Genomic DNA, 25,199 nt, shown 5'->3' on the forward strand with positions numbered 1-25,199 from the left:
GTTTCCCACCACAGCGCCGGACACCTCCAAGGATAGGGCCGGTGCACCTCAGCGAAGAGTGCCATAATGGCGTTTGATGATGCAATATTTCGCCGAACCGGCAATCCACTCTTGGATCGATCTCGACACGCTCCTCCGCGACTACGAGCTCGGTCTCGTGGTGGTCGCGGGCGGTGACAGCGAGACGGGTTCGCGCACGGTGCAGTGGGTGCACTCGACCGACCTCACGGATCCTACGCCGTTCCTCACCCCCCGCACCGTGCTGCTCACGACGGGCGCACAGTTCAAGGGAACGCTCGGCATCCGCACGGCCGAGGCCTACGTGTCACGCCTCGTCGCCGCGGGAACGACCGCGCTCGGTGTCGGTGTCGGGATTCGCTGGGACCGAATCCCGCCGACCCTCGTCGAGGCGTGCGAGAAGCTCGCGCTCCCCCTCATCCGCGTCCCCTACGACACCCCGTTCATCGCGATCACGCGTGCGGCAGCGCGGCTCATCGACGCCGCCGTCCATGCCCAGAACCTGGATCGGATCGCGCAGGAACGCGCGGGAACTGGCTCACGCCCTGGATCCCAATCAGGATCCGCGCGCCGCGCCGGGCTCGACCGCGCAGAGGCGGCGCTCGCGACCGCGGTCGTCCGTCTGCTCATCGCCGGACGGCGTGACCTCGCCGAGGAGGTCGCAGGCCCCTTGTTCCCGCGGCTGCCGCGCGGGCAGGTCTCGGTCATCGCGCTCCCCGGCTCGCCCCGGGAGCTTGATCTCGACGCGCTCGGAGACGGCAGCGCCGCGGGCGTCGTCGACGGACGCCTGCTGATCATCTGCGAGCCGGGCCAAATTCCGACGGCGAAGCGGATCGCGCGCGGCATCCCTGGGGGGCTGTCGGAGCGCGGCTCGCTCGACGACCTCGTCGAGCTGGTCGCGCAGGCTGACCGGGCGCTCGAGCACTCACTCGCGCAGGATCGGTCGGGTGCGGGCGAGGCGGCTGGCCGGGTAGCGGCAAGCGCCTCGCGTCCGAGTGCCGCGAACCGCATCGTTGAGTACCGGCCGGCGATGCACGCTGGGCTGCTCCAGCTCATCGGCGAGAGCCAGGACGCCCGCCGACGCGCGTCGGGGTTCCTCTCCCCCGTGCGCGCGCACGACCGCAAGCACGCCGACGAGATCGAGCGGAGCCTTGAGGCGTGGCTGCGCCACAACGGCCAGCTCTCCCCCGCGGCCGAGGAGCTCGGGATCCACCGCCACACGCTGCGCGCGCGGATCCGCACCGCCGCGAGCCTGCTGCAGCGGGACATTGACTCGCCGGATACGCGGTCTGAGCTGTGGACGGCGATGCGGATCGCCGCGCCGCCCGCCGGGGCCCAGCACTAGCGCAGGGCTCGGCCCGGCTGCTTAGCGCCCTGCTCAGCGCCTTACTTAGCGGAGAACGACGCCTCGACCTGGACGCTCACTGAGATCTGGCCCACCGTGACCTCGGGCGCAGCCGCGGCCGACATCGCGAAGCGGGCCTCACCGATCGGCGACGGGCCGCCCCCAGCACGCCCGTCGCGCAGTGACAGGAGTGTCAGGCTGGGCGCGGTGATGGCGGCCGCAAAGTCTTCAGCGGCGGAGCGGGCGTCGTTCACGGCGGCGCTTCGCAGGTTGCGGGTCCACTCCTCGCGGAGCGCCGAGCTCAGCTCCCACTGCACGCGGACGTCGGCGCCGCTTCCGGTGAGCTCTGCCGCGACCTCGCCGACCCGGTCGAGCGCGCTCAAGACGATGCGCACGTTGGCGTGAGCCTGGTGCTCGACGATGTTGTTGCCGTTTTCGTCGCGCCAGGAGTTCGAGTAGGTCGAAACGGGGTCTGCGACGTATTCGAGAGCTGCGCCCTCGGCGACGAGCGCTTTCGCGCGTTCGACGAGCCCGGCGTGCGCGGCGTTCGCTGCTTCGAGGGCGACCTCGCGCGCGGCGTCTCGGCTCGAGACGGAGGCGTAGATGTCGGCTTGGTCGGCGGGCACACGCGCCTCGGCCGAACCCATCACAGTAATGTTCGTCATCGGTGTCTCCCCACCTTCGCGGTGGAAACCCACCGTCGAGCCGCAGCGTACCCCGGGCTAGCTGCCCAGCGTTGTGAGCTTATTGTATGGATCCCACCCGCCCGGCGCATAGGGTTCACCGTCCACGCTCAGGGAACCGACAGCGGGCGCGGCGGTGCCGGCAGCGGGCGCGGCGGTGCCGGCAGCGGGTGCGGCGCTCCCGAGCTCCGTGACCGTTCCAATCACCTGAAACCCTGCCGGGAGCTCGGTGCCCGCGGGGAAGGTGGCCAGCAACCCGTGGTCCTCCCCGCCCTCAAGCATAGCGCGGAGCGGCACGGCAACCCCCTGTTGCGAGCCGAACGCCCCGCGCAGCACGTCACTCGCAAGGTCAAGCGCGACGCCCGACGCGCGCGCGAGCCTTGCGGCATCGAGCGCGAGTCCGTCGGACACGTCCATCATCGCCGTCGCCCCGGCCTCACTCGCGACGACTCCGAGCCCGATCGGCGCAGCGGGGGCAAACTGCGCGGCGAGTTCCGCGGCGTGGCGCTCCCGGAGCTCAGGAAGCCCCTCCGCGTGAGCAACGCCCTCCTCGTCGGAGCAGTGCTGGAAGAGCAGGGCGAGCCCGAGGCCGGCGAGCCCCAGCGGACCCGCGTATGCCACCGTGTCGCCAGGCGCAGCGCCGGCGCGCGTCACAGGGGCGCGGCCCTCCATGTCGCCGAGCGCGGTGACTGCCGCCGTGAGCACGGGGGCCTGCCCGAGGTCACCGCCAACGACGCCGCAGCCCGGCGCGAGCGCGCGGCAGGCGGCGTCGATCCCGCGTGCGATCTCCTCGAGGAGCGCCACGGGCGTCGTCTTTGGGCACGCGAGCGCGACCGTGAGCGCTGTCGGCCGCGCCCCCATCGCCGCGACGTCGGAAAGGTTCGTGGCGGCAAGTTTCCACCCGAGGTCGAAGCCACGGTGCCACGCGAGGCGGAAGTCGGGCCCCTCGATCATGGTGTCGGTCGTGACGACGACGTCGCCGACAGACGAGAGCACCGCGCAGTCATCACCGGGACCGATCGAGGCCGCCCGAGCTGGGCCGAGCTGGGCGAGGATACGGGCGAGCACGCCCGACTCGCGAAGCTCCCCGACCGTGACGCCCACGTGCCCATCGCCAGATTCACGAACTGTCTGCATAGCTCAACGGTACCGCGCGGCAGGGGGCGGTCCATGCCGGGACGCGCAAGGTCGTACAGCGACGCTCAGCTAGCTGTAGTGTCCAGGGTCGTTGTTTGATCTGGACTCCGTGACAGAGACGAGAACCTCCGGGCAGAGTGGAGCTGCTACCACTACAGCTCTACACCGGAGGTTCTCGTGTCCCACGCTAACGCAGCCCTGACCCCACGCCAACGACTCCGCATCGCCCGCCTCATCATCGATGAAGGATGGACAGTCGCGCACGCCGCTGACTATTTCCACGTCGCCTGGCCGACCGCTCAGAAATGGGCTCGCCGCTACGCCGAGCATGGGATCGCCGGCATGACCGACCGATCCTCTCGCCCGCACGCCCACCCGAACCAGACCCCGCGCCCGATCGTGCGGAAGATCAAGCACCTGCGGATCACGCGCCGACTCGGCCCGGTCGAGATCGGCGGTCTCCTGCAGCTTCCACCCTCCACGGTTCACGCAGTCTTGGTGCGGGAACGGTTGAACCGGCTCTCCCACATCGACCGGAAGACCGGGGAACCAGCCCGCAGGTACGAACACCCGCATCCGGGTTCCCTGATCCATGTCGATGTGAAGAAGCTCGGCAACATTCCTGACGGAGGAGGCTGGCGCACGGTCGGACGAGTCCAGGGTGGGAAGAACCGGGCTGCGACTCCCGGGAAGGAACGGAGCCGTAGGCGTGACGTGCTGATGCGGCACGCCTACGTGCACACCGTGATCGATGACCACTCCCGAGTCGCGTATGCCGAGATCCACGATGACGAGCGGGCCGAGACCGCGATCGGAGTACTCCAGCGGGCCGTGTCCTGGTTCCAAGATCGCGGGGTGCGGGTCGAGCGGGTGCTCTCGGACAACGGATCCGCGTACCGCTCTCACGCCTGGCGTGATGCCTGCAGCGGCTTGGGAATCACACCGAAGTGGACACGCCCGTACCGGCCGCAGACCAACGGGAAAATCGAGCGGTTCCATCGCACCCTCGCGGACGGGTGGGCGTACAGTCGGCACTACTCTTCAGAGCAGGCGAGACGGAAAGCGCTCCCCGCGTGGCTGCACTACTACAATCAGCACAGGCCCCACTCGGCCATCGGGCAGCTCCCGCCAGTCACACGACTATCGAGCAACCTCCCCGGGCAGTACAGCTAGCACAGCGAGGCTCAGCCAGCACAGCGAAGCTCAGCCGACACCGCGACGCTCAGCCGACACCGCGACGCTCAGCCCGCTCTCCGGCTCTGCCGCACGGCACCGGATAGGCTTGGAGGGTGAAAGCTCGTGCCGCCCGTACTGTCCGTACCGCCGCTCTCGTCGTCTCTGCCGGGGCTATCGCCGCGGCCCTGACCGGGTGCTCGCAAGACGTTCCGATGGAGCCAGCGGCCGACGCGAACAACCCCGCCTGCGCCGACGTCATCGTTCGGCTCCCGTCGACCGTTGACGGGCTCGACCGCCGGTACACGAACGCCCAGTCAACGGGCGCCTGGGGAGACCCCGCGAGCGTGCTGCTCTACTGCGGCATCGAACCGAGCGGGCCGACAACAGACAGCTGCGTGTCGGTCAACGGCGTCGACTGGATCATTGACGACTCGCGCGCACCGATGTTCCGCTTCGAAGCGTACGGCCGTAGCCCGGGCCTCGAGGTGATCGTGAACTTCGATGACGGCGTGTCAGGCACCAACGTCATCACTGAGCTCAGCGCGTCCGTAAAGAAGCTCCCGCAGGAGCGCAAGTGCACGGCAATCACAGACACGATCGACGATTCCCAGTTCGGGGACGAACCGCAGACCGACGTGGCGCCCGACGAGTCGACGGCCGAAACGCCCGACGGCACTGCCCCTGAAGCACCCTCGGGGGAATAGCGCGAGACACCCTCGGGTGAGTAGCGGCGCACCCGCGCCACTACTCACCTCAGCTCTTCGCAGCCCTGTCTAGTACGCGGGGCGCTTCTCGAGCGCGAGCTCGATGAGCTCGGTGATGAGCTCGGAGTAGCTCATGCCTGAGGCCTCCCACAGCATCGGGTACATCGACGCTGGGGTAAACCCGGGAAGGGTGTTGAGCTCGTTGAGCACCGGCCCATCTTCGGTGAGGAAGAAGTCGATGCGCGAAAGCGTGCGCGCCTGCGTGCCCTCGAACGCGCGGACAGCGGCGTCGCGGATCGCCTCGAACTCGGCCTCGGTAACCTTCGCCGGCAGCACGAGCTCAACGCCCGAAGCGCCGAGGTACTTCGCCTCGAAGTCGTAGAAGTCGCGGCCCGTGACGACGATCTCGCCGATCACGCTGCTCGTGCGGGTTGGCTGACCCTCGCGGCCCTCCAGAACGGCGATCTCAACCTCACGGCCGGTGATCCCGGATTCGATGAGCACCGTGCGATCCTCAGCGAACGCGACCTCAAGCGCGGCGGGAATCTCACTCGCCTCGGTGACGCGGCTCACGCCGACCGACGAGCCCGCGCGCGCCGGCTTCACGAACAGTGGGTAGGCGAGGCCGTCATCGAGGGTCTCGACGAGCGCCGGGTTGCGATCGATTTCGCCGCGGGTCACCGTACGCCAGGGCGCGACCGGGATCCCCATGCTCTGCAGCACGACCTTGACGAGGTGCTTGTCCATGCAGAGCGAGGAGCCGAGCACCCCGGAGCCGACGTACGGCATGTCGATGAGGTCGAGCATCCCCTGGATCGTACCGTCCTCGCCATACGGGCCGTGGAGCATCGGCATCACGGCGTCGACATGGCCGAGCGTGCTCAGCGTGCCGTCGCTCGCCACGAGCGTCAGCGAGCGGGTGTCGACCGAGGCGGGCCAGATCACGCGGGTGCCGTTGTCGCGCACCTCGGGAAGCGCCGGGGCGTCGAGGCGGTAGTCAGCGAGGTCTTCCTCCTGCATGCGAACCATCGCGCCGCGCTTCGTGATGCCGACGAGCACGACGTCGAACTGATCGCGGTCGATTGCACGCAGCACGCCAGCCGCGGTGACACAGCTGATGCCGTGCTCGCTCGAACGCCCGCCAAAGACGAGGGCTACGGTGCGCTTTGCTGTAGGCGCTGCCTGAGATGGCGCTGTAGTGGACGCTGCCTGAGATACGCTCACGACGTACGCTCCTTCCGGCGCCCGAACAGGCGCTTCCAACCCGGCTTCGACTCGCGCTTGAGCACGAGTTCGCGACGCGGGATTCCGTCTTCGGTTGCGAGGTGCGGGCCGAGGTTCTTCGGCTCCATCTCGCCGTCGAGCACCATCGCGACCTGCTGCACGATGGGCATGACGATGCCACGGGATTTCGCGAGTTCGAGCACGGGCGCGACCGAGGTGATGCCCTCGGCGACCTGCTGCATCTGCTCGCGGGTCTCCTCCTGCGAGTAGCCCTGCCCGATGAGCCTGCCTGCGGTGTTGTTGCGCGACAGCGGTGACTGGCAGGTCGCGATGAGGTCTCCCAGGCCCGCGAGGCCCGAGAGCGTGATCGGGTCGCCACCCTGCGAGACCGCGAACTCGGTCATTTCCGCGAGGCCGCGGGTGATGATCGAGGCTTTCGTGTTCTCGCCGTAGCCGACGCCGTCGACGATGCCGATCGCGAGCGCGATGAGGTTCTTGAGCACGCCGCCGAGCTCAGTGCCAGTCACATCATGGTTCACGTAGGTGCGGAAGTACGGGGCCGAGCAGGCCTGAGCGACCTCCTGCGCAACCGCGATCGACGCGCACGAGGCGACGGCGCCCGTCGGTTGTTCCTTCGCGATCTCGAGCGCGATGTTTGGCCCCGAGACGACAGCGATCCTGTCGGGTTCAAGATCGAGCGTGTCGTGGATGACCTCACTCATGCGCATCGTTGTGGTGCGTTCAACGCCCTTCACGAGGCTCACGAGCACGCTCGACGGTTCGAGGAACGGCTCGATGTCTTGCAAGTTCTGGCGCAACGACTGGCTCGGAACCGCGAGGAACACGAGGCGGGCGCCGCGGAGCGCCTCGGCGAGGTTCGAGGTCGCCTTCAGCGTTTTTGGCAGGTTGATGCCGGGGAGGTACTGCGTGTTGCGCCGCGCGACCTTGATCTCATCGGCGACCTCGGAGCGCCGCGCCCAGATCGTCACGTCCGATCCGGCATCGCAGAGGACCTTGGCGAACGTAGTCCCCCAGCTCCCTGCCCCGATGACCGCGACCTTGGTGCCGTGACCTGCTTGCCCTGGCCGACCTGCTTGCCCTGGCCGACCGGCTCGCGCTGCTGCCGCGTTCAAAAACGCCCCGTCTCGTTCTGCTGGTGTTTCGCGGGATCCCATCGTTCCTCGGGCGCGGTCTCGCCGCGCAGCCCCTCGAGGAGCGCCGTGATCTCGTTCATGAGCTTCTTCGTCGCCTCGTTGATGAGTTTCTGGTCGACGTGGCGACCCGCGAACTCGCTCATGTCCATCGGCTCGCCGATCGCGACCTCGATGGTCTTGCGCGGGAACGGGCGAATTGTCTTGCCGTAGCGCGGCATGAGTTCTTGCGTGCCCCAGTGCGCGGCGGGGATGAGCGGCACGCCGCTCTCGAGGGCGAGGCGAACTGCACCGCTCTTGCCGCGCATCGGCCAGAGATCAGGATCGCGCGTGAGTGTCCCCTCGGGGTACACGATCACGCCGCCCTGGCTCTCGATCAGGGTGCTCGCCGAGCTCATGGGGTTGTCGAGCCCCGTCGCACGGCTCGCTCCTGCCCGCTCGACGGGGATCTGCCCGCTCTTGCGCAGCATCCAGCCGAAGACGGGCACCTTGAAGAGGCTCTCCTTCGCCATGAAGCGCGGCACGCGGCCGAGGTGCCAGACAGCGGCGCCCATCGCGATGGGGTCGATCTCGCTGAAGTGGTTCGGCGCGAGGATAAACGGGCCGCTCTTCGGAATCTTCGAATCCGGGGTAAAGCGATAGCGAACCATGAGCGACCACACAGGAAGGATCAATCCCGCGAGCAGCCAGAACATGGAAGGCTTGCGCTTCTCCGCCCCAGGAAGGCTTCGTAGCTTCACCGTTTTCGTCATGGTTCAATTATCCCCGAATCCCGCGCACGCAACTGCATAAGCGCCAGTGCGGCGCGGGACTCCTGTGGATCTCGCCCTAGGCCTCGAACACGAAATCGGCGCCGAGGAGCCGAAGCTTCTCGATGAAGTTCTCGTAGCCGCGCGCGATGATGCCGATGTTCGACACCTTCGACTCCCCCTCCGCGATCATCGCGGCGATGAGGTGGCTGAACCCGCCCCGCAGGTCAGGGACCACGACGTCGGCCGCCGTGAGCGGCGTCGGCCCGGTAATGACAGCGGCCTGCTCGAACTCGCGGCGCTTCACGCGGCGCGATTCGTCGTGCAGCCCGTTCTGGTGGACGACGATGTTCGCGCCCATCGTGTTCAGCGCATCGGTGAACCCGAAACGGTTCTCGTACACGGTCTCGTGAATGGTCGACGTCCCGCTCGCCTGGGTGAGCGCAACGACGAGCGGCTGCTGCCAGTCCGTCATGAAGCCGGGGTGCACATCGGTCTCGATCGTGACGGGCTTCAGATCGCCACCCGGGTGCCAGAATCGGATGCCGTCGTCGTGCACGTCGAAGTCGCCACCGACCTTGCGGAAGGCGTTCAAGAAGGTCATCATCTCTTCCTGGCGCACGCCACCGACGAAGATGTCACCCTTCGTCGCGAGCGCGGCGGCGGCCCAGCTCGCGGCCTCGTTACGGTCGAAGATGGCCTTGTGGTCGTACCCGCGCAGCTCCTCGACGCCCTCGATGAAGATCACCCGGTTGGGCTCCATCGAGATGATCGCGCCCATCTTCTGCAGAATGCAGATGAGGTCGATGATCTCGGGCTCGATCGCGGCGTTACGCAGCTCGGTCTGGCCCTCAGCGAGCACGGCCGTGAGCAGCACCTGCTCGGTCGCGCCGACCGAGGGGTACGGCAGCTCAATGTTCGCGCCCTTCAGGCCGTTCGGGGCGGTGAGGCTGATGCCGCTCGGCAGCTTCTCTACGACCGCGCCGAACTCGCGGAGCGCATCGAGGTGGAAGTCGATCGGGCGATCGCCGATCCGGCACCCGCCAAGATCGGGGATGAACGCCTCGCCGAGGCGGTGCAGGAGCGGCCCGCAGAACAGGATCGGGATCCGTGAGGAGCCCGCGTGCGCGTCGATGTCGGCCTTGTGCGCGACCTCGACGTTCGAGGGGTCGAAGTGCCACTCGTCCGCGTTCTCACCCTTGGTGATGAGCACGCCGTGGAGGGCGAGCAGGCCTGCAACGACGCGCACGTCGGAAATGTTCGGCACGTTGCGCAGCACGCTGGGGGTCTTGCCGAGCAGGGTCGCGACCATAGCCTTAGTGGCGAGGTTCTTCGCGCCGCGCACCTCAATGCGCCCCTTGAGCGGCTTGCCGCCCTTGATGATGATCTCATCGGAGGTGAGGCCGACCTTTGCGCCCTGGTTTGCGGCGTCGTGCTGGAGGGCCTGGGATGCGGTCTCCTCCTCGTTCGGCTTCGTCAGACCCGCCGGGATCTCCGGCGTGTCCGTCTGCTCAGCGTTGCTCACGTGGGTGCCTCCTAGGCGGTCGTGGAGGGCAGGGTCGTGGGCATCCAGCCCGGGCGACGTGCCTCAAACTCAGTAATAGCGGACTCGTTGCGGAGCGTCAGGGAGATGTCGTCAAGACCCTCCATGAGCCGCCACCGAGTGTAGTCGTCAATGTCGAATGAAACCGTCAGGTCGCCCGCGGTGACCGTGCGGTCCTCGAGGTTGACCGAAACGGTGGTCTTGGGGTCTGCCTCGATGACGGCCCAGAGTCGCTCGACGTCTGCCTCGGAGACCTGGGCCGCGAGGAGCCCCTGCTTGCCCGAATTGCCGCGGAAGATGTCGGCGAAGCGAGCCGAAATCACGACCTTGAACCCGTAGTCGCGCAGCGCCCACACGGCGTGCTCACGGGAGGAGCCCGTGCCGAAGTCGGGGCCGGCGATCAAGATCTGGGCGCCCGCGTACTGCGGCTGGTTGAGCACGAACTCGGAGTCTTGGCGCCAGTGGTAGAAGAGCGCGTCGTCGAACCCGGTCTTCGTGACCCGCTTGAGGAACACCGCGGGGATGATCTGGTCAGTGTCGACGTTCGAGCGTCGCAGCGGGACGGCGGTCGCGTTCAGTGTGGTGAACTTCTCCATGATTACGCCCCTACCTTCTCGTCGGCTGCTACTTCGGAATCGTCACCCTGGAGGTCCCACGGGCTCGAGAGCGTGCCGCGGATGGCGGTCGCGGCGGCGACCAGCGGGGAGACGAGGTGGGTGCGACCACCCTTGCCCTGACGGCCCTCGAAGTTGCGGTTGGAGGTTGACGCGCAGCGCTCTCCCGGCTCGAGCTGATCCGGGTTCATACCGAGGCACATGGAGCACCCCGCGAAGCGCCACTCGCCGCCGAACTCCTCAACGATCTTGTCGATGCCCTCGGCCTCGGCCTCGAGCCGGACGCGAGCGGAGCCGGGAACGACCATGAGGCGCACGCCGTCGGCCTTCTGCTTGCCCTTGATGATGCTTGCGAACTCGCGGAGGTCGTCGAGGCGCGCGTTCGTGCAGGATCCCATGAACACGGCGTCGACCTTGATCTCCTTCATGGGAGTTCCGGCCTCGAGGTCCATGTACTCAAGCGCGCGCTCGGCGGCGGCACGCTCGTTCGCGTCAGCGATGTCTGCCGGGTTCGGCACGGTCTCGCTCAGGTGAACGCCCTGGCCCGGGTTCGTGCCCCAGGTCACGAAGGGCTCGAGCGCGCTCGCGTCGATCGTGACCTCGGCGTCGAATACGGCGCCCTCATCCGTCGGCAGCGTCTTCCAGTACTCGACGGCCGCGTCCCAGTCGGCGCCCTTCGGGGCGGCCTCGCGCCCCTTCACGTATTCAAAGGTCTTCTCGTCGGGCGCGATCATGCCGGCGCGCGCGCCCGCTTCGATCGACATGTTGCAGATCGTCATGCGCCCGTCCATGGACAGGTCGCGGATCGCGGAGCCGCGGTACTCGAGCACGTAGCCCTGGCCACCGCCGGTGCCGATCTTCGCGATGACCGCGAGGATGATGTCTTTCGCAGTCACGCCTGGGCGCAGCTCGCCCTCGACGTTGATTGCCATGGTCTTGAATGGCTTCAGCGACAGCGTCTGCGTCGCCATGACGTGCTCGACCTCGCTCGTGCCGATGCCGAACGCGAGCGCGCCGAACGCACCGTGCGTCGAGGTGTGGCTGTCACCACAGACAACGGTGATGCCCGGCATTGTGAGGCCGAGCTGCGGGCCAACCACGTGGACGATGCCCTGCTCCTTGTCGCCGAGCGGGTGCGAGCGCACACCGAACTCTTCGACGTTCTTGCGGAGGGTGTCGATCTGCACCCGGCTCGTCGGATCTTCAATCTGCCGCGTGATATTCAGCGTCGGCGTGTTGTGATCCTCCGTCGCGATCATCAGGTCAACGCGCCGGAGCGGGCGGTCTGCCACGCGCAGGCCGTCAAACGCCTGGGGGCTGGTGACCTCGTGGATGAGGTGGAGGTCGATGTAAATGAGGTCGGGATCACCCGGTTCACCCTTGACGACGACGTGGTCGTCCCAGAGCTTCTCGGCCAGCGTACGAGGCTTCGTCTCAGTCATTGCTTCTCTTCATTCTCTTGCTTTGCGACGCGCAAATCACCGTTGCGAGCGCGAATAGAACGGCCATGCAAGAACCCCGCGACGGGAGGCCGTTGGCTAGATCCCGTCGCGGCCACGAAGAAGCTGGTGCCGCTGACGCATGATGAAGAGTCTAACACTCTGCCCATGCCATCCATTCCCGGGGCCGTTAGCCCGGCACAACAAGACCCCGGAACGCACCGTGCGATGCGTCCCGGGGCCCTGCAGAAGCATGCCCGCCGGCAGCTACTTGTCGCCCTCGTCGTCAAGGTGCGGCTCAGCCGCGCCGAGGTGGAGCGTTTCGCCGGTCGCCTTCGCGACCTGCTTTGCCTTCCACACGCTCGCGACCGTGGCGATCACCATCGCGGCGAGGATGAACAGGAGCGAGGTACCGGTGCTGATCTCGGGGACCGCGACCGGGTTGCCACCGTTGATGAAGGGCAGCTCGTTCTCGTGGAGCGCGTGGAGAATGAGCTTCACGCCGATGAAAGCGAGGATCGCGGCGATGCCGTACTTGAGGTACGGCAGCTTCTCGAGCAGCCCGCCGAGCAGGAAATAGAGTTGGCGGAGCCCCATGAGGGCGAACACGTTCGCCGTGAACACGATGAACGGACTCTGGGTGATGCCGAAGATCGCCGGGATCGAGTCGAGCGCGAAGAGCAGGTCGGTCGCGCCGAGAGAAATGAGCACGAGTAGGAACGGCGTGAACATCCGCTTGCCGGCGACGGTCGTGCGGAGCTTGCCGCCATCGTACTCATCGCTGAACGGCATGACTTTCTTCACCTGGCGGATGAGCCAGCCGTCGCCCTGCTCGTCGTGCCCGCCCGGCTTCACCTGCTGCCAGGCCGTCCAGATGAGCCACGCGCCGAAGATGAAAAACACCGCGATGAACCGCTCGATGATCGCGGCGCCGACGAGGATGAAGATGCCGCGGAAGATCAGGGCGAGCACGATGCCGATCATGAGCGCGCGCTGCTGGTACGCGCTCGGAACCTTGAATGCTCCAAGGATCAGCACGAACACGAACAGGTTGTCGATCGAAAGACTGTACTCGGTGAGCCAGCCTGCTACGAACTCGGTCGCGTGCTGCGCGTCGCCGAGTAGGTAGATCGCCCCCGCGAACAGCAGCGCGAGCAGCACGTAGAAGCCGACCCACAGGCTGGCCTCGCGCATGGATGGAACGTGGGGCCGCTTAATGATGAGCAGCAGGTCAACAATCAGGATCACGGTGAGCAACACCATTGATCCGATTTCGAACCAGAGGGGTAAAGCGGTTGTCACGGTAGAGACATTCTCCTTCGGGCTGGCGCAGGGTGCGCGAAACTCCGAAAGTCTCTTCCCGGCTCCAACGAACCCGTCGGCTCCGCACCCGCACCGGCCGCGCGGTCTTCGCGTGGCGTATTGACGATACGGGCGAGGTGGAATACTCCCCTTCGCAGTGCACAAGTATAACTCGCGAGGCCCAGCCTTCGTCCACCGTTCATGACCGAAGCTCCGGACTTTCCGTTTCCCCAGGCACAGAAACACGCGCTGGGATAACATATGACTCTATTTTTCCCGCTTCCAGCTTTTGCTCTGAGCCCCGATGGAGAACAACCGTGAACGAACGATCGACGCCGCCAATCCAGCGCAGCACCGACCGTGGACCTGGCGCCGCCTCCCGCACCCTCGCCGCGTTCATCTTTGCGAGCCGCTGGCTGCAGGCACCGCTCTACCTCGGGCTCATCATCGCGCAGGGCGTCTACGTTGTGCTGTTCTTTGTCGAGCTGTGGCACCTGTTCGAGAACGTCATTGTCTCGGGAAAGATCACGGAGACCGACGTGATGCTGTCGGTGCTTGCGCTCATCGACATCGTCATGATCGCGAACCTCCTCATCATGGTCATCATTGGCGGCTACGAGACCTTCGTCTCGAAGATCCGCGTCGAGGGCCACCACGACGAGCCCGAGTGGCTCTCGCACGTCAACACGAACCTGCTCAAGGTGAAGCTCGCGGTTTCGATCATCTCGATCTCCTCGATCCACCTCCTCAAGACCTTCATTGAGGTTGGCCGCATGGAAGACGGCCTCGTCGTCGGCCCGAACGGGAAAGTCATCTACTCCAACGACGGCGTGTTCTGGGAGGTCATGATCCACCTCGCGTTCATCGTCTCTGCGCTCGCGCTCGCTTGGATCGACAAGATGGCGCAGCACCACCCGGCGGTGCAGCGCGACGAAGTCACCGCCGGAGCCATCGAGGCGCAGCTCTCGGGCACGGGCTTCGCTGCCCCGGGCCAGGCGAGCGCAGTCGCGGGGTCGCCGGAGGCTGCCGGCTCGGTGGGCGCTGCCGGCTCGGTGGACGGGTTCGTCACGGTGAGACTTCCTGCCGGTTCAGCCCTTCCGGAGGGCGCTGAGGTCATTCACCCCGAGCGCCCGTAAGGCGCAAGCGGCCAACCGCGCAACCTGGCAACCGTCCAGGCGCCCGACCATGGGTAGTGGCTTGCCTGAAACCTCATTCGTCTGCCCGACGAAACCTCACCCGGCTCGGCGGCCTGTCGAGATGCCTTCGACCGGTAGGACTCACCCAGGTCACGACCCCGTCGGAGCCCTGCGACACCTGCCAGTCTGTGTGGTGCTTGATCATGTGGTGCCCGCGACAGAGGTGAGCAAGATTGACCGTCGAGGTGGCCCCACCGCGGACCGCATCGACCGTGTGGTCAAGGTCGCACCGCTTCGCGGGTACCCTGCATCCCGGCGCCCGACAGTGGAGGTCTCGAGCCGCGAGGAATCGAGCCATCTCAGCGGAGGGCCGGTAGCGGTCTACGGAGATCACTCCCCCTGCCTCGTCGACGGTCACCCGATCCCACGCAGCCGCTCCCTGGGCCACACGAACTGCCGTAGCCGAGTCGATGGGGCCGTACCCGACGAGCTCGGCTGCGCCGTGCTCGGGAATGACGACCTGGATGTGAGCGCGCACGCGACTCGCCGGCAACGACGCGGCCTCCCCCACTTCCGTCCCCGAGCCGAGCAGGAGGTCACGAAAGACATCCGCGCCCGCTTCGCCTCGAGTTCGGGAGTCGCGGGCGACGTGGGTGACCGGGGCGACGCCCGCGTTGGGCCCCTCCGCCACCTCATTGCCCGAGAGCGCAAGCGCCTGCTTCGCGAGCTGCTGGACCAGATCCCGTATAGCGTACGCGTCCTCAGCCGGAAGGTGCGCGACGAGGTCGGCCATCCCCTCGTCAGCAGGGATGACCCGCACACAACGACGCTTGAGCGCCTCGGCGTGCCGCTCGGCCATGCTCTGCTCCGAGTGCGCGGCCGCCAGGCGGCGGGCGATTGGGCGCAGGCGGTTCGGCGTCTCCTCCCGCGCAAATTCAAGCATCTCCCGCTCGTACTGCGCCATCTTCCGTGCCTGCTCCGCGTCGCTATCCGCACTCTGGCGCACTGTGAGCGGCGCACCCTCGTCAACGATCACCCGAAGGTGACTCAGCGAAATCTCGCCGGCTTGAAGCGCCTGGTGCGCGGCCGACAGGTGCTCGATCGCGATGTACGCCGTCGAGAGGAGCCGCTCCGCTGTGTGCTCGCTCTCCTGCAGCGCAGTAGCGAGCTCCAGCCGTAGGGAGCGGTAGGCGAGTTCCCTCGCCTCGCCGCCATCATCATCGTCGCCGAGCGCGCACTGCATCGCACGCGCGAGGGCCGCGAGCTGCTCGGCCTCGAGCTGGCGCATCTGCTTTTCGCAGCGCTCGATAGCGCTAAGGAAGACGTCGATCTCCGCAATCTGCTGTCGTGTAAATCGTCCACTGGAAGTCATGTGTACATTAATTCACACACCACCGACATTCATGAGTTTGGGAGCGCCCCGCCACCCCACGCCACCAAAACCAGCGCCACCACCGCGTCTCCAGCACCAGGGGTGCCCCAAGGCCTGCCACAACGCGATAGTCTTGGGCGGTGCCGTTCGCGGCACACTCGCGCGAGTGGCGGAATTGGCAGACGCGCTGGATTTAGGTTCCAGTGTCTTCGGACGTGAGGGTTCAAGTCCCTTCTCGCGCACCAAAGGGTGGCCCCCGCTGTTTCCGAGCAGTTGCTCAGAAACAGCGGGGGCCACCGTGTTCTCAGCGCCCCGTCACGACGTCGGCAATCGTCGCGATCGGCGAGGTCGATCGGCGCCCGCGATCCTCAGCCGCGTCAGCGACCCCGTACGCAGCGTAGAGGCCCTTCGTCGCGATCCACCGCAGCGGCTCCGGCTCCCACTTACGCACGCGGTGCCCCACCCACGGCAGTTCGGTGAGCTCGGTAGCGTTGCCGAGAATGAGGTCCGCGAGTGTTCGCCCCGCCAGGTTTGTGGTCGTCACGCCGGTTCCGACATAGCCGCCGCCCCAGGCGAGTCCAGTCGCCCGGTCGAGGCCAACCGTCGCGGCCCAGTCTCGTGGCACGCCGAGCACCCCCGACCAGAGATGCTCAATCTTGGCGTCGGCCGTCGCCGGAAAGAATCTGTGCATGATCGCGGCCAGCGTCTCCGCTGTCGCCGGGGGCGTTTCGCCGTCGAGGTCGATGCCCGATCCCCATTTGTACGGCACGCCCCTCCCACCGATGGCAATGCGGTCGTCCGCCGTCCGCTGCGCGTACATGTACACGTGCGCAAAGTCCCCGAGCACTTCGCCCCGCCCCCAACCGAGCTCGTCCCACACTGACGCGTCGAGTGGCTCGGTCGCGATGAGCGACGAGTTCATTGGAAGCCACAGGCGCTTCAGCCCCTTGAGCCCGGCGGTGAAGCCCTCGGTCGCGCGCAGCACGAAGTCGGCGGCCACCACGCCGTGGGTGGTGCGCACGTTACCCGGGGTAATCTCGACCGCGCGCGTATTCTCGTAGATCTCGACGCCGAGCCGCTCCACGGCCTCGGCGAGCCCGCGCACGAGCTTCGCGGGTTGGATCCTTGCCGCGTGCGGGTGCCACACCGCAGCACGCGTGTTCGCGACGTTGATCTTGGCGGTTGCCTCCGGCGCCTCGAGCAGCTCGAGGTCAGTTGACCGCCAGGTCTGCTCGGAGGCGGCGAACGCGCGGATCCTGCCCTCCTGCGCCGGCGTATACGCGACGTTGAACTCGCCGCCCTTTTGGATATCTGCGTCGATCCCTTCTTCTGCTGCGACACGAATCACCTCGTCGACGGTGGCGTTCATCGCGAGCTGGAAGCGCTCCGCCGCGTCCCGCCCGTGCGCGCCGACGTACTGCTCACGCCCGCCGGTGATTGAGTTCGTCAGCCACCCGCCGTTCCGCCCGGACGCCCCATAGCCAATGTGACGCTGCTCAATAATGATGACGCGCAGCTCGGGTCGCTGGCGCTTGAGGTAGTAGGCCGTCCATAACCCGGTGAACCCCGCGCCGACAATCGCGACGTCTGCGGCGAGCGCGCCCGGCAGTTCGGGCCGGGGCGCCGGCACACCGATCTGCTGCCACCAGTGAGATACCTTGCCGTTAATCATCATGCAGTCCGCTCAAATCGATCGCGCGCACGCCACTGTGCGCCACGCAACAGCGTAGCCTGGGGGTATGCCTACCCGCTACGAAGCCGCAATCCAACTCGACATTCCATTGGAGATGGCGAAGCGCCACGGGATCCCATCACAGATCAGCAAGGTCGAGCTCGAGAAGATCATTGCTGACCCGCCCGCTTGGCTACTGCAATCGCGAGCGAACCGAACCGGGAAGAAGCCCGTGTGGGCAACCCTGGTGTGCGCGATTTGCGGTGCCGAGGAAACTACCCGCCCGAAGAAGTGGTGGCCCGAGTTCACTGTGCTCGCGTGCGACAGGCATGACGCGGGCGACCTTCCCCAGTCGGCGCCGGGCCTAGAGCGCTCGTTTGTCTACGGGGTGGGGACTGGGTTCTTCGGCGCGGTTGACGCCTGAGGCCGAAGCTAAGCCCTCGGACTGATCGGTTCTGCCCCGGTTTCTTGCGCAGACGAGGGTACTGCCGTCGCGACGATATAGAACGTCGCGAAGGGCCCCAGCAACAAGCTGAGCAAGAACCATGAGAACCTCGACCGGTTCTTCTGCTCCGCGAGCCCAGCATTCACCAAGGCAAGCGTGATCCAGAACAGCCCCTGAGGCACGTATTCAGTCATGCCCCCAGGCTAGGGCCATCCGGGCGATCGCGGCACCGCTCACGCGGAGCTGCCTTGAGCGGAGCTGCCACAAGCAGAGCTGCCTTGAGCAGAATCGAGCGCCCGAGGCCCACCCACCGGCGAGGCTTGCAGCATGAGCGATTCTCAACCTCCCAGGCCCACCCTCTTCACCGAGCCGTACCGCCGCGAACTCTACGAGCGCCGCGTGCTGGTGCTCGACGGCGAACTCACCGACGACAACGGCGTACTTCTCGCGACCCAGCTGGTCGCACTCTCCGCCGCGGACCCCCTCGCGGATATCTCGCTGTGGATCCACTCGCCCGGCGGCTCCGTCCCCGCGATGCTCGCGATCCGCGATCTGATCCGGATCATTCCCAACGACGTCGCGACGCTCGCGCTCGGGATCGCCTGCAGCGCTGGCCAGTTCCTCTTGACGGCGGGCACCCGCGGCAAGCGCCGGGTCCTTCAGCACTCGCGGATCCTGATGCACCAGGGATCAGCGGGGATCGGCGGAACCACCGTCGATGTCGAGCTCCAGGCCGCGCACCTGCGCCACACGCGGGACACGGTGCTCGGGATCACGAGCGTCGATACTGGCCAGCCGCTCGAACGCGTCTTTGAAGATTCGCTGCACGATCATTGGTTTACCGCAGCGGAGAGCGTCGACTACGGTTTCGTCGACGGGATCACTGCTTCGTTTGATGAGCTCCTCCCCCGGTTCTCAGCTCCGGCCGGGTTCGGCACGGGCGGGGTGGAGGCGACGCGATGAGCGAGAGCTACACAATTCCGAGCGTGGTGTCACAGAGCCCGCGCGGAGAGCGCATCATGGATGTCTACTCGCACCTGCTCAGCGAACGCATCGTCTACCTCGGCACGCCAATCGACGCGGGAGTCGCGAATGCGATCATTGCGCAGCTGCTGTATCTCGACGCCGCGGGAAGCACGACCGACATCAGCTTCTACATCAACTGCTCGGGCGGCGACCCGAGCGCGATGCTTGCGATCTACGACACCGTCAGGTTTGTGCGTTCGCAGGTCGCCACGACGTGTGTCGGTCAGGCTGTCGGCGTCGGCGCAGTGCTGCTCGCCGCCGGAGCACCAGGGAAGCGGATGGCGTTGCCGCACACCCGGGTGGTTTTGCATCAGCCGAGCAACGAGGGCAGGCGCGGCACGATCCCGGATCTCATCTTGCAGGCCGATGAGGCCGTTCGGTTGCGGTCAGACCTCGAGGCAGTGCTCTCGGCGCACACGGGGCAGCCCGTCGAGAACCTGCGGCGCGACACCGATCATGACCGCGTCTTCACCGCAGCCGAGGCCCGCGACTATGGGCTACTCGATCACGTCATCGTCGAGAAGTGAGCTTCGAGGGCCAACTGAGCTTCTAAGCAGCGAGCGCAACGCAACGCTATGCGGCGAGCGCGAACACCACCGCTGTCCCCACCGCGAATGCGGCCCGCGCGGTCGGGGCGGCGGTCTGGCCCCCCGCTTCCCGCAGCCCGTCGGCAACCGCAAGGGTGAGGTCAATGAGGGTGACGCCGAGCGCTCCGGCAACCGCGGCGATCATCTCGCTCGACGCGTCTTTGCTCCCCCGCTCCATCTCTGACAGATACTGCGGAGAGATGCCCGCGCGTCTCGCGATGTCGCCGAGCGTCTCACCGCGGTGGTGGCGAAGCCGGCGCAGCTCAGCCCCAAGCATGTGACGCCAGAGCGGCATCGGGAGCGCTCGTTCGGCCCGTTCGCGTGGTGCAGGGTGTGTCGTGTGGGCGTTCTCGGTCATATCCAGATCGTATGCACGGGCGGCGCCGACGCCGACCCTTCTCCGCTCTGAGCAGAATCGGGGCAGCCCCGTGTCAGACTGGCTCCATGGCAAGCACGTTCACCGTCACGACCCACGCGCGGGTGCCGCTCGAGGACCTCTTCGACGCATCGCTGAGTGTCGACGAACACACTGCGTCTATGTCAGCGAGCCGCGAGCGGGCTATCGCGGGGGTCACCTCTGGGGACATGCGCCTCGGCGAGAGCGTCACCTGGCGGGCCCGGCACTTCGGCGTCTGGTTCACAATGACGTCGAAGATCACCGCACTCGACCGCCCGAACTTCTTCGTCGACGAGCAGCAGCGCGGGCCGTTCAAACGTTTCCGTCATGAGCACCACTTCGAGCGCGTCGGTGAGATGACTGTCATGCGTGACACCATCACCCTTGCAGCGCCCGTGGTCGGCGTACTCGCCGAGCGTCTCGTGCTCGTTCCCTACCTGCGAAAACTTATTCGCGAGCGCAACGAGCACCTCACCCGGGCGCTCACCGACAGGCCGTAGCTCCCGTGCCACCGTTACGCTAGAGGGCATGGCGCATTCCGATCACACCTTTGAGCACGACGACTTCACCATGGTGTTCTCGAGCTATCCCGGGCCGCGCTCCCGCACCTTCGTGCTCATTCACGGCATTGGCATGGGCCGCATCGTGTTCGACGAGGTTGCGGAAGTGTTGGCGGCGCAGGGCACCGTCTTGGTTCCTGATCTCCCGGGGTTCGGAGACTCCCCCGAACCCGGCACCATGGCCACCATTCAAGACAACGCCGAACTCATCAAGCGGTTCATCGACAGCCAGGCCACGGGCGAGGTGACGCTCGTGGGGCACTCCATGGGCACCCAGATCGTCGCGGAGGTCGCGAAGCAGTTCCCCGACACCATCGACACGCTCGTGCTCATCGCCCCCACGATCAATCGGCACGAGCGAAGCGCGACGAAGCAGGCCGCGCGAATGGTGCAGGATCTCTATGGCGAGTCCCCCAAGGTGCTTGTCGAGGGCGTCGTCGAGTACACGAAGACAAGCCCCCTATGGTTCGCGAACAAGCTGCGCCTAATGCTCGACCACCGCATCGAAGAGGTCGTTCGAGAGGTCGCCACGCCAACGCTCGTGATGCGCGGCGAGACAGATCGCGTGTGCCCCAGGGACTGGGTCACGGAGGTCGCGGACGCGCTCCCGAACTCCGAGTACGAGGAAATTCCGGATCGCGGCCACGAGGCCGTAATCAAGAGCCCGGAACCCGTCGCCTCGATGGTGCTCGACTTCGTAACCCGCAGGGCTCGGCGAAACTAGCAAACTCACAAACCAGCAAAGTAGTTAAGTGCCTTATAGTATGGTGCCTAATGAATGCGTTAATGGATCACAAACATGCCCTGCTCCTCGAACACGCCGGGCTTCGCGGGCAGGCCGCCGGCGCCACTGACCTCGTGATGGCACTCCTGCACACCGCGGCTCGCATCGATCGCGCCTGTGCAGCCCAGCTGGCGACGTTCGACCTCACCGAGGGTCGGCTGAGCGTCATGCTCGTGGTCGCAAGTCACGAAGGCGCAACCCCGGCCCTCGTCGCGGATCGGCTCGGCATCACCCGGGCCGCGGTCACTGGACTGCTCGACGGCCTCGAACGCCAGGGCTTCGTTACGCGCCAGGGCAGCGCGACCGACCGCCGTTCATCGACGATCTCACTCACGGAATCAGGATCCGCGACGCTTGAGCGGGTCTCGCCCATCTACGGCGAGTGGCTCTCTGCACTGACCGCGGGCATCGACGACAGCGCGGCGAGCGCCGCGCTCGCAACGCTCGACGCCCTGCAGCGCAATGTCGAGGCGTTCAGGTCGGGAGCAGCCCAGTGAGCGGACAGACCCCGGGGGCGTCGAGGATCGCCGACGTCACGAGCCGCCACCTCGCGGCGCTGAACGCGGGTACCGCGGAGGCGCGCACGCTGACCGAGGCGCTCGCGATCGACCACGCCGCGCTCCTCACGGCCGCGCTCCCCTCATCCGCTGGCCCGAGCCCGAACGCCCAGCTCATAGCCGAGGTCTCGGAGGCGCAGAGCCTCGGTATCCTGAAGCGCATGGCGGCGATCGGCGCGGCCCTGCACGAACACCTGTCACCCACCGAACTCGCCACGCTCGCCGAGCACCCGTCCGACACCGTACGCGGTTGGTGGTGCTTCGCCACCGCGGCCGACGCCTCGCTCGATGCCGCGGAGCTGCTGGACGCATGCAGGCCCCGCGCCAATGACTCCCGCTTCACCGTGCGCGAGTGGGTCTGGATGGCGCTCAGGCCCCGCCTCACCCCCGACCTCGCGCAGGCCGTCGCGCTGCTCGAGCCGTGGACGCGAAGCGAATCAGAAAACCTGCGCCGGTTCGCGAGCGAGGCTCTCCGCCCGCGCGGCGTGTGGGCCGCCCACATTGCGGAGTTCAAGGCTCACCCGGAGCTCGGGGAACCGCTCCTCGAGCCACTCCGATCAGACCCAGCGAAGTACGTGCAGGATTCGGTCGCGAACTGGGTGAACGACGCTTCAAAGTCTGCCCCCGAGTGGGCCCGGGCGACGTGCGAGCGCTGGCTCCGTGAAAGCCCAACGTCGGCGACGGCCCGGATCGTGAAGCGCGCGCTGCGCACGATCGGCCCGTGACCAAGTAGCCGCCGCCCTCGCAAAGACACTTGCCGGACTCTCGCCGCGAGTAGACTGGGCCCACATAGCTATTGGAGCGGAGGTGTATGGGATGCTGATCTCGCTGTGGATGATGGCGCAGTTCGTGCTGCTCACCCTCGTCGTCGCCTTCGGTGCAGCACAGCCGCAGTCTCCCGCGCAGCTCCTCCTGCTCGGCGCGGCGAGCCTGCTCGCGCTCGCCCCGATGCTCACCGCAGCCGTCGGGCGGCGAAGGGCTCCGCTCGCCACACCTGTCACCCCGCCAGCAGCGCTGCCCCGCAGGGCCGCGCTGCGGACATTCGTGCTGCCCGCGGACCCGGGTACCCCCGGCTCCGCTTTCGCTCGCGCACCCTCGTTCGTCGCCTAGCGCCTCGACCCGACGACGAACCCTCTCCCCGCGCGCCGACACAGTCGGCGGGCGCCCGGACGTGTACCCCAACCGTGGGCCCCAAAGCTTCGTCGCCGTCTCGAGGTGATCCATCGATCACACTGACGAAACGAGACACCCTTGAATATCTACGAATTCTTGCCCATCAAACTGCTGATCCGCGGCGCCTACTGGCTGGTCACCACGCTGAGTGACCTCATCGACCCTCTCGCGGGCGCACAGAGTGCTGCGGTCGCCATCATCATCCTCACAATCGGGGTCCGCCTCATCCTCATCCCCGTTGGCCGCTCACAGGTGAAGGCGACGCTCGCGCGCCAGCGCATCGCGCCGAAGCTCGCCGAGCTGCAGCGCAAGTACAAGAACCCAGAGGTGCTGCAGCGCAAGACGATGGAGCTCTATGCGAGCGAGAAGGCCTCGCCGTTTGCCGGGTGCCTGCCGGTGCTCGCGCAAATGCCCGTGCTCATGGCCGTCTACGGCCTGTTCATCCTCCCAGAGGTCGACGGCCACCCCAACGAGCTCCTCACGAAGTCGTTCCTCGGGATCCCGCTTGATGCGGGCCTCGCCGGCCAGGTTGGCGGCGGCACAGTCACGATCACTCACGTTGTCGTCGGCCTCGTGATCATGGCCCTCATCGGCGCGGTCACCCAGACCTCTCGAAAGCTGCTCACGCCGCCCGCTCCCGAGCCCGCCGCCGCCACGGCCTCCAAGCCCGCGAATCTCCCCGAGGGGATGCCCGACCTCAGCGGCATGACGAAGATGATGAGCTTCGTGCCCTTCATCACGGTGTTCATCGCCGCGATCGTGCCGCTTGCTGCCGCGCTCTACCTCGCGACGACAACGACGTGGACGCTCGTGGAGCGCCTCGTGCTCGGCAAGATCTACGGCACGCTGCCAGCGCGCGAGCGCGCCTAGAGCGCCGACGCGGGCACCCGCATCGAGCGCCCCCAGGCGGCTCGGGTTGGCTTGAGGTTTGGCACGCCGAGCACCGTCGGGCCCGCGCCGTGCACAGCGCGGAACGCCCGCGAGAAAGCGGGCAGGTGGGCGTAGCCGAGCTCGCGCGAGATCTCCGACGGTGTCTCGCCGTCGCCGAGCTGATTGCGGGCGCGAGTCATGCGGAGGAGGCGCAGCCAGGCCGCTGGGCTCTCCCCGGTCCGCTCGTGGATCACACGCGCGAACTCGCGCTCGCTCACCCCGAGTCGCGTGGCTGCGACCCCGAGCCGCAGGTCGGGCTCGCGCGCGAAGAGGTTCGCGGCGGCGCCCAGGAGGGCGTCGTCCGGGGTCACCGCGGCGCGCACCGAGCCCGCGATCGTAGCGGCAAAGCCGCGATCAGGATCCACGCCGACGACACCCACCCGCGTGTAGCTGGCGAGCACCGCTTCGAGCAGCCCGCCCTCCCACAGCGATCCAATCGCGGCGGGCTTCACCGGCGCGCCAATCGCGCCGGTGCGCGCGGAGCGGAACCCGAGCGGCACGAGCAGCGAGCCCGCCGGGGTGCGAAACTCGTTGGGCGTCCCCGCGGGGATGATGACAGCATCCCCCTCGGCGAGTGAGAGCTCGCGGCCACCAACTATGAGCTGAGCGCCGCCGCGCGCCGCCCAGACGGCGACGTGCGCCCCGTTCACGCGGGTCCAGGTGCGTCGTTCTGGCGCGGCGCCCGGCCGGGCGCCCGCCTCTCCCCCACTCCCGGGGCGGGTTCGCCCGAGCCCCGGCGCGGAGACGCGCATACACGCGTCGGCGGAGCGCTGGCGCCACTGCCCCGGGGTCGCGCCTGTCGCCTCAGAGAACGCGCGGCTGAAGGCGGGCACCCCGCCATACCCCACGCGGTGCGCGACCCACTCGATGTCGCGCCCCTCCGCGAGCATGTCAGCCGCGGCTCGCACCCGCTGTCGCCTGGCCCACGCGGCGATGCCCCATCCGGTCTCCGATTGGAATCGACGCTGCACGGTGCGAACGCTCCACCCAGGGGCCGCCGACCCCACCGCCTCCGCGAGCCCTGTCTCCGAGCCGCGCGTCAGCAGCTCGGCGAGTGCGCGGAGCTCCGGCGATACGGGGGCAGGCGGCGCCGCGAGCGGTTCTGGGCTGTCACCCGTGAGCTCGAACTGCGCTGGACCGTCTGCCCCGTCGAGGTGCCCGAGCACGTCAACGAAGGCGTGCAGGAGGCTCGTGTGCGCGTGCTCGGGGACGCTCAGCCGAGTGGCGACCGTGCGACCCCCGCCCGAGACCGGAAGTGGCAGCACGACAGCGCCGGGCGAGGGCCGCACAGCCACGAGATCGCCGGCGGGCACCCACACCCCCGTGTGCGCTCGAAGCCGGAGCCTCTCGCCACCAATGCTGACCTCCGCGCTCCCGCGAAGCACGGCGTAGAGCATCGACTCGGTGAGTCGAACAGGTGGCAGCTGAACGGCTGGTAACACGGTGTCATTTCCAATCAACAGATGAAAGTAAGG

General features: G+C 67.2%; 27 protein-coding genes and 1 tRNA gene. 14 read left to right on the top strand and 14 right to left on the bottom strand.

Annotated elements, in window-relative coordinates:
- Positions 1–76: 76 nt before the first annotated feature.
- A complete protein-coding gene (locus FB468_RS04240; RefSeq protein WP_141886236.1) occupies positions 77–1,363 on the top strand; it encodes a PucR family transcriptional regulator in 1,287 nt (428 codons plus the stop codon).
- Between the two features lie 41 nt (positions 1,364–1,404).
- Here FB468_RS04240 and FB468_RS04245 read toward each other — a convergent pair whose 3' ends face one another.
- Both FB468_RS04245 and thiL read right to left on the bottom strand, forming a co-directional pair.
- Complete coding sequence (locus FB468_RS04245) at positions 1,405–2,028, bottom strand: SIMPL domain-containing protein (RefSeq protein WP_141886237.1); 624 nt, start codon at positions 2,026–2,028, stop codon at positions 1,405–1,407.
- 57 nt (positions 2,029–2,085) lie between these two features.
- A complete protein-coding gene (gene thiL / locus FB468_RS04250; RefSeq protein WP_141886238.1) occupies positions 2,086–3,183 on the bottom strand; it encodes a thiamine-phosphate kinase in 1,098 nt (365 codons plus the stop codon).
- A gap of 177 nt (positions 3,184–3,360) precedes the next feature.
- Between thiL and FB468_RS04255 the strand changes: the two genes are divergently transcribed.
- Both FB468_RS04255 and FB468_RS04260 read left to right on the top strand, forming a co-directional pair.
- A complete protein-coding gene (locus FB468_RS04255; RefSeq protein ID WP_141886239.1) occupies positions 3,361–4,356 on the top strand; it encodes an IS481 family transposase in 996 nt (331 codons plus the stop codon).
- 116 nt (positions 4,357–4,472) lie between these two features.
- Positions 4,473–5,063 (top strand): DUF3515 family protein, encoded by a 591-nt coding sequence (locus FB468_RS04260; RefSeq protein WP_246055751.1) that lies wholly within the window; start codon positions 4,473–4,475, stop codon positions 5,061–5,063.
- A gap of 69 nt (positions 5,064–5,132) precedes the next feature.
- On the opposite strand, the gene FB468_RS04265 is transcribed toward FB468_RS04260, so the two are convergent.
- From FB468_RS04265 to FB468_RS04295, 7 genes are all read right to left on the bottom strand, one after another.
- Entirely contained in the window at positions 5,133–6,287 is a 1,155-nt protein-coding gene (locus FB468_RS04265) for a D-alanine--D-alanine ligase family protein (protein WP_141886240.1), read from the bottom strand.
- Positions 6,284–7,462 (bottom strand): NAD(P)H-dependent glycerol-3-phosphate dehydrogenase, encoded by a 1,179-nt coding sequence (locus FB468_RS04270; protein ID WP_141886241.1) that lies wholly within the window; start codon positions 7,460–7,462, stop codon positions 6,284–6,286. Before FB468_RS04270 ends, FB468_RS04265 begins: the two co-directional genes overlap by 4 nt.
- Complete coding sequence (locus FB468_RS04275) at positions 7,417–8,190, bottom strand: lysophospholipid acyltransferase family protein (protein WP_141886242.1); 774 nt, start codon at positions 8,188–8,190, stop codon at positions 7,417–7,419. The genes FB468_RS04270 and FB468_RS04275 overlap by 46 nt, the downstream gene beginning before the upstream one ends.
- A 76-nt stretch (positions 8,191–8,266) precedes the next feature.
- Positions 8,267–9,574 carry a UDP-N-acetylglucosamine 1-carboxyvinyltransferase gene (gene murA / locus FB468_RS04280; RefSeq protein ID WP_170219769.1) on the bottom strand — a complete coding sequence of 436 codons (1,308 nt, stop codon included), beginning with the start codon at positions 9,572–9,574 and terminating at the stop codon, positions 8,267–8,269.
- Positions 9,575–9,723: 149 nt separating this feature from the next.
- Positions 9,724–10,326 carry a 3-isopropylmalate dehydratase small subunit gene (gene leuD / locus FB468_RS04285; RefSeq protein WP_141886243.1) on the bottom strand — a complete coding sequence of 201 codons (603 nt, stop codon included), beginning with the start codon at positions 10,324–10,326 and terminating at the stop codon, positions 9,724–9,726.
- 2 nt (positions 10,327–10,328) lie between these two features.
- Positions 10,329–11,786 carry a 3-isopropylmalate dehydratase large subunit gene (gene leuC, locus FB468_RS04290; RefSeq protein WP_141886244.1) on the bottom strand — a complete coding sequence of 486 codons (1,458 nt, stop codon included), beginning with the start codon at positions 11,784–11,786 and terminating at the stop codon, positions 10,329–10,331.
- A 264-nt stretch (positions 11,787–12,050) separates the two neighbouring features.
- Entirely contained in the window at positions 12,051–13,085 is a 1,035-nt protein-coding gene (locus FB468_RS04295; RefSeq protein ID WP_141886245.1) for a TerC family protein, read from the bottom strand.
- A gap of 317 nt (positions 13,086–13,402) precedes the next feature.
- On the opposite strand from FB468_RS04295, the gene FB468_RS04300 reads away from it, so the two are divergent.
- The gene (locus tag FB468_RS04300) at positions 13,403–14,221 is read left to right on the top strand and encodes a TIGR00645 family protein (protein ID WP_141886246.1); all 819 of its coding nucleotides are present in this window, start codon (positions 13,403–13,405) and stop codon (positions 14,219–14,221) included.
- A 73-nt stretch (positions 14,222–14,294) separates the two neighbouring features.
- On the opposite strand, the gene FB468_RS04305 is transcribed toward FB468_RS04300, so the two are convergent.
- Positions 14,295–15,593 (bottom strand): HNH endonuclease signature motif containing protein, encoded by a 1,299-nt coding sequence (locus FB468_RS04305; protein ID WP_141886247.1) that lies wholly within the window; start codon positions 15,591–15,593, stop codon positions 14,295–14,297.
- A gap of 160 nt (positions 15,594–15,753) precedes the next feature.
- Between FB468_RS04305 and FB468_RS04310 the strand changes: the two genes are divergently transcribed.
- Positions 15,754–15,838 (top strand) — tRNA-Leu (locus FB468_RS04310).
- A gap of 59 nt (positions 15,839–15,897) precedes the next feature.
- Here FB468_RS04310 and FB468_RS04315 read toward each other — a convergent pair.
- Positions 15,898–17,265: an NAD(P)/FAD-dependent oxidoreductase gene (locus FB468_RS04315; RefSeq protein WP_141888126.1), complete on the bottom strand. Its 1,368-nt coding sequence runs from the start codon at positions 17,263–17,265 to the stop codon at positions 15,898–15,900.
- Positions 17,266–17,332: 67 nt separating this feature from the next.
- Between FB468_RS04315 and FB468_RS04320 the strand changes: the two genes are divergently transcribed.
- On the top strand, positions 17,333–17,689 hold the full coding sequence (locus FB468_RS04320; RefSeq protein WP_141886248.1) for a hypothetical protein: 357 nt from the start codon (positions 17,333–17,335) through the stop codon (positions 17,687–17,689).
- 8 nt (positions 17,690–17,697) lie between these two features.
- Here FB468_RS04320 and FB468_RS04325 read toward each other — a convergent pair whose 3' ends face one another.
- On the bottom strand, positions 17,698–17,904 hold the full coding sequence (locus FB468_RS04325) for a hypothetical protein (RefSeq protein ID WP_141886249.1): 207 nt from the start codon (positions 17,902–17,904) through the stop codon (positions 17,698–17,700).
- A 133-nt stretch (positions 17,905–18,037) separates the two neighbouring features.
- Between FB468_RS04325 and FB468_RS04330 the strand changes: the two genes are divergently transcribed.
- Complete coding sequence (locus FB468_RS04330) at positions 18,038–18,673, top strand: ClpP family protease (protein ID WP_141886250.1); 636 nt, start codon at positions 18,038–18,040, stop codon at positions 18,671–18,673.
- On the top strand, positions 18,670–19,263 hold the full coding sequence (locus FB468_RS04335; RefSeq protein ID WP_141886251.1) for a ClpP family protease: 594 nt from the start codon (positions 18,670–18,672) through the stop codon (positions 19,261–19,263). Before FB468_RS04330 ends, FB468_RS04335 begins: the two co-directional genes overlap by 4 nt.
- Before the next feature lie 46 nt (positions 19,264–19,309).
- On the opposite strand, the gene FB468_RS04340 is transcribed toward FB468_RS04335, so the two are convergent.
- Entirely contained in the window at positions 19,310–19,681 is a 372-nt protein-coding gene (locus FB468_RS04340; protein WP_211359079.1) for a helix-turn-helix domain-containing protein, read from the bottom strand.
- Between the two features lie 86 nt (positions 19,682–19,767).
- Here FB468_RS04340 and FB468_RS04345 point away from each other — a divergent pair, with 86 nt between their 5' ends.
- The 6 genes from FB468_RS04345 (at position 19,768) to FB468_RS04370 (ending at position 23,664) form a co-directional block, all read left to right on the top strand.
- Positions 19,768–20,220, top strand: coding sequence for an SRPBCC family protein (locus tag FB468_RS04345; protein ID WP_141886252.1), 453 nt, complete (start codon positions 19,768–19,770; stop codon positions 20,218–20,220).
- A 28-nt stretch (positions 20,221–20,248) separates the two neighbouring features.
- On the top strand, positions 20,249–21,004 hold the full coding sequence (locus FB468_RS04350) for an alpha/beta fold hydrolase (protein WP_141886253.1): 756 nt from the start codon (positions 20,249–20,251) through the stop codon (positions 21,002–21,004).
- A gap of 62 nt (positions 21,005–21,066) precedes the next feature.
- Positions 21,067–21,561: a MarR family winged helix-turn-helix transcriptional regulator gene (locus FB468_RS04355; protein WP_170219621.1), complete on the top strand. Its 495-nt coding sequence runs from the start codon at positions 21,067–21,069 to the stop codon at positions 21,559–21,561.
- Positions 21,558–22,346, top strand: coding sequence for a DNA alkylation repair protein (locus tag FB468_RS04360; protein WP_211359080.1), 789 nt, complete (start codon positions 21,558–21,560; stop codon positions 22,344–22,346). Before FB468_RS04355 ends, FB468_RS04360 begins: the two co-directional genes overlap by 4 nt.
- Before the next feature lie 91 nt (positions 22,347–22,437).
- Positions 22,438–22,731 carry a hypothetical protein gene (locus tag FB468_RS04365; RefSeq protein ID WP_141886255.1) on the top strand — a complete coding sequence of 98 codons (294 nt, stop codon included), beginning with the start codon at positions 22,438–22,440 and terminating at the stop codon, positions 22,729–22,731.
- 141 nt (positions 22,732–22,872) lie between these two features.
- On the top strand, positions 22,873–23,664 hold the full coding sequence (locus FB468_RS04370) for a YidC/Oxa1 family membrane protein insertase (RefSeq protein WP_141886256.1): 792 nt from the start codon (positions 22,873–22,875) through the stop codon (positions 23,662–23,664).
- Here the strand turns inward: FB468_RS04370 and FB468_RS04375 are convergent.
- Entirely contained in the window at positions 23,661–25,166 is a 1,506-nt protein-coding gene (locus FB468_RS04375; protein ID WP_170219622.1) for an AraC family transcriptional regulator, read from the bottom strand. The genes FB468_RS04370 and FB468_RS04375 overlap by 4 nt on opposite strands.
- Between the last annotated feature and the right edge of the window lie 33 nt (positions 25,167–25,199).

Origin of the sequence: Leucobacter komagatae, assembly GCF_006716085.1 — a bacterium.
GTDB classification, from domain to species: Bacteria; Actinomycetota; Actinomycetes; order Actinomycetales; family Microbacteriaceae; genus Leucobacter; species Leucobacter komagatae.

What these genes read in the sequence shown, in the direction of transcription:
- FB468_RS04240 (WP_141886236.1), top strand. Translation starts at nt 77, where the DNA reads ATGATGCAATATTTCGCCGAACCGGCAATCCACTCTTGGATCGATCTC.
- FB468_RS04245 (WP_141886237.1), bottom strand. Translation starts at nt 2,028, where the DNA reads ATGACGAACATTACTGTGATGGGTTCGGCCGAGGCGCGTGTGCCCGCC.
- thiL (WP_141886238.1), bottom strand. Translation starts at nt 3,183, where the DNA reads ATGCAGACAGTTCGTGAATCTGGCGATGGGCACGTGGGCGTCACGGTC.
- FB468_RS04270 (WP_141886241.1), bottom strand. Translation starts at nt 7,462, where the DNA reads ATGGGATCCCGCGAAACACCAGCAGAACGAGACGGGGCGTTTTTGAAC.
- FB468_RS04275 (WP_141886242.1), bottom strand. Translation starts at nt 8,190, where the DNA reads ATGACGAAAACGGTGAAGCTACGAAGCCTTCCTGGGGCGGAGAAGCGC.
- leuD (WP_141886243.1), bottom strand. Translation starts at nt 10,326, where the DNA reads ATGGAGAAGTTCACCACACTGAACGCGACCGCCGTCCCGCTGCGACGC.
- leuC (WP_141886244.1), bottom strand. Translation starts at nt 11,786, where the DNA reads ATGACTGAGACGAAGCCTCGTACGCTGGCCGAGAAGCTCTGGGACGAC.
- FB468_RS04305 (WP_141886247.1), bottom strand. Translation starts at nt 15,593, where the DNA reads ATGACTTCCAGTGGACGATTTACACGACAGCAGATTGCGGAGATCGAC.
- FB468_RS04315 (WP_141888126.1), bottom strand. Translation starts at nt 17,265, where the DNA reads ATGATTAACGGCAAGGTATCTCACTGGTGGCAGCAGATCGGTGTGCCG.
- FB468_RS04320 (WP_141886248.1), top strand. Translation starts at nt 17,333, where the DNA reads ATGCCTACCCGCTACGAAGCCGCAATCCAACTCGACATTCCATTGGAG.
- FB468_RS04325 (WP_141886249.1), bottom strand. Translation starts at nt 17,904, where the DNA reads ATGACTGAATACGTGCCTCAGGGGCTGTTCTGGATCACGCTTGCCTTG.
- FB468_RS04330 (WP_141886250.1), top strand. Translation starts at nt 18,038, where the DNA reads ATGAGCGATTCTCAACCTCCCAGGCCCACCCTCTTCACCGAGCCGTAC.
- FB468_RS04335 (WP_141886251.1), top strand. Translation starts at nt 18,670, where the DNA reads ATGAGCGAGAGCTACACAATTCCGAGCGTGGTGTCACAGAGCCCGCGC.
- FB468_RS04340 (WP_211359079.1), bottom strand. Translation starts at nt 19,681, where the DNA reads ATGACCGAGAACGCCCACACGACACACCCTGCACCACGCGAACGGGCC.
- FB468_RS04345 (WP_141886252.1), top strand. Translation starts at nt 19,768, where the DNA reads ATGGCAAGCACGTTCACCGTCACGACCCACGCGCGGGTGCCGCTCGAG.
- FB468_RS04350 (WP_141886253.1), top strand. Translation starts at nt 20,249, where the DNA reads ATGGCGCATTCCGATCACACCTTTGAGCACGACGACTTCACCATGGTG.
- FB468_RS04355 (WP_170219621.1), top strand. Translation starts at nt 21,067, where the DNA reads ATGGATCACAAACATGCCCTGCTCCTCGAACACGCCGGGCTTCGCGGG.
- FB468_RS04365 (WP_141886255.1), top strand. Translation starts at nt 22,438, where the DNA reads ATGCTGATCTCGCTGTGGATGATGGCGCAGTTCGTGCTGCTCACCCTC.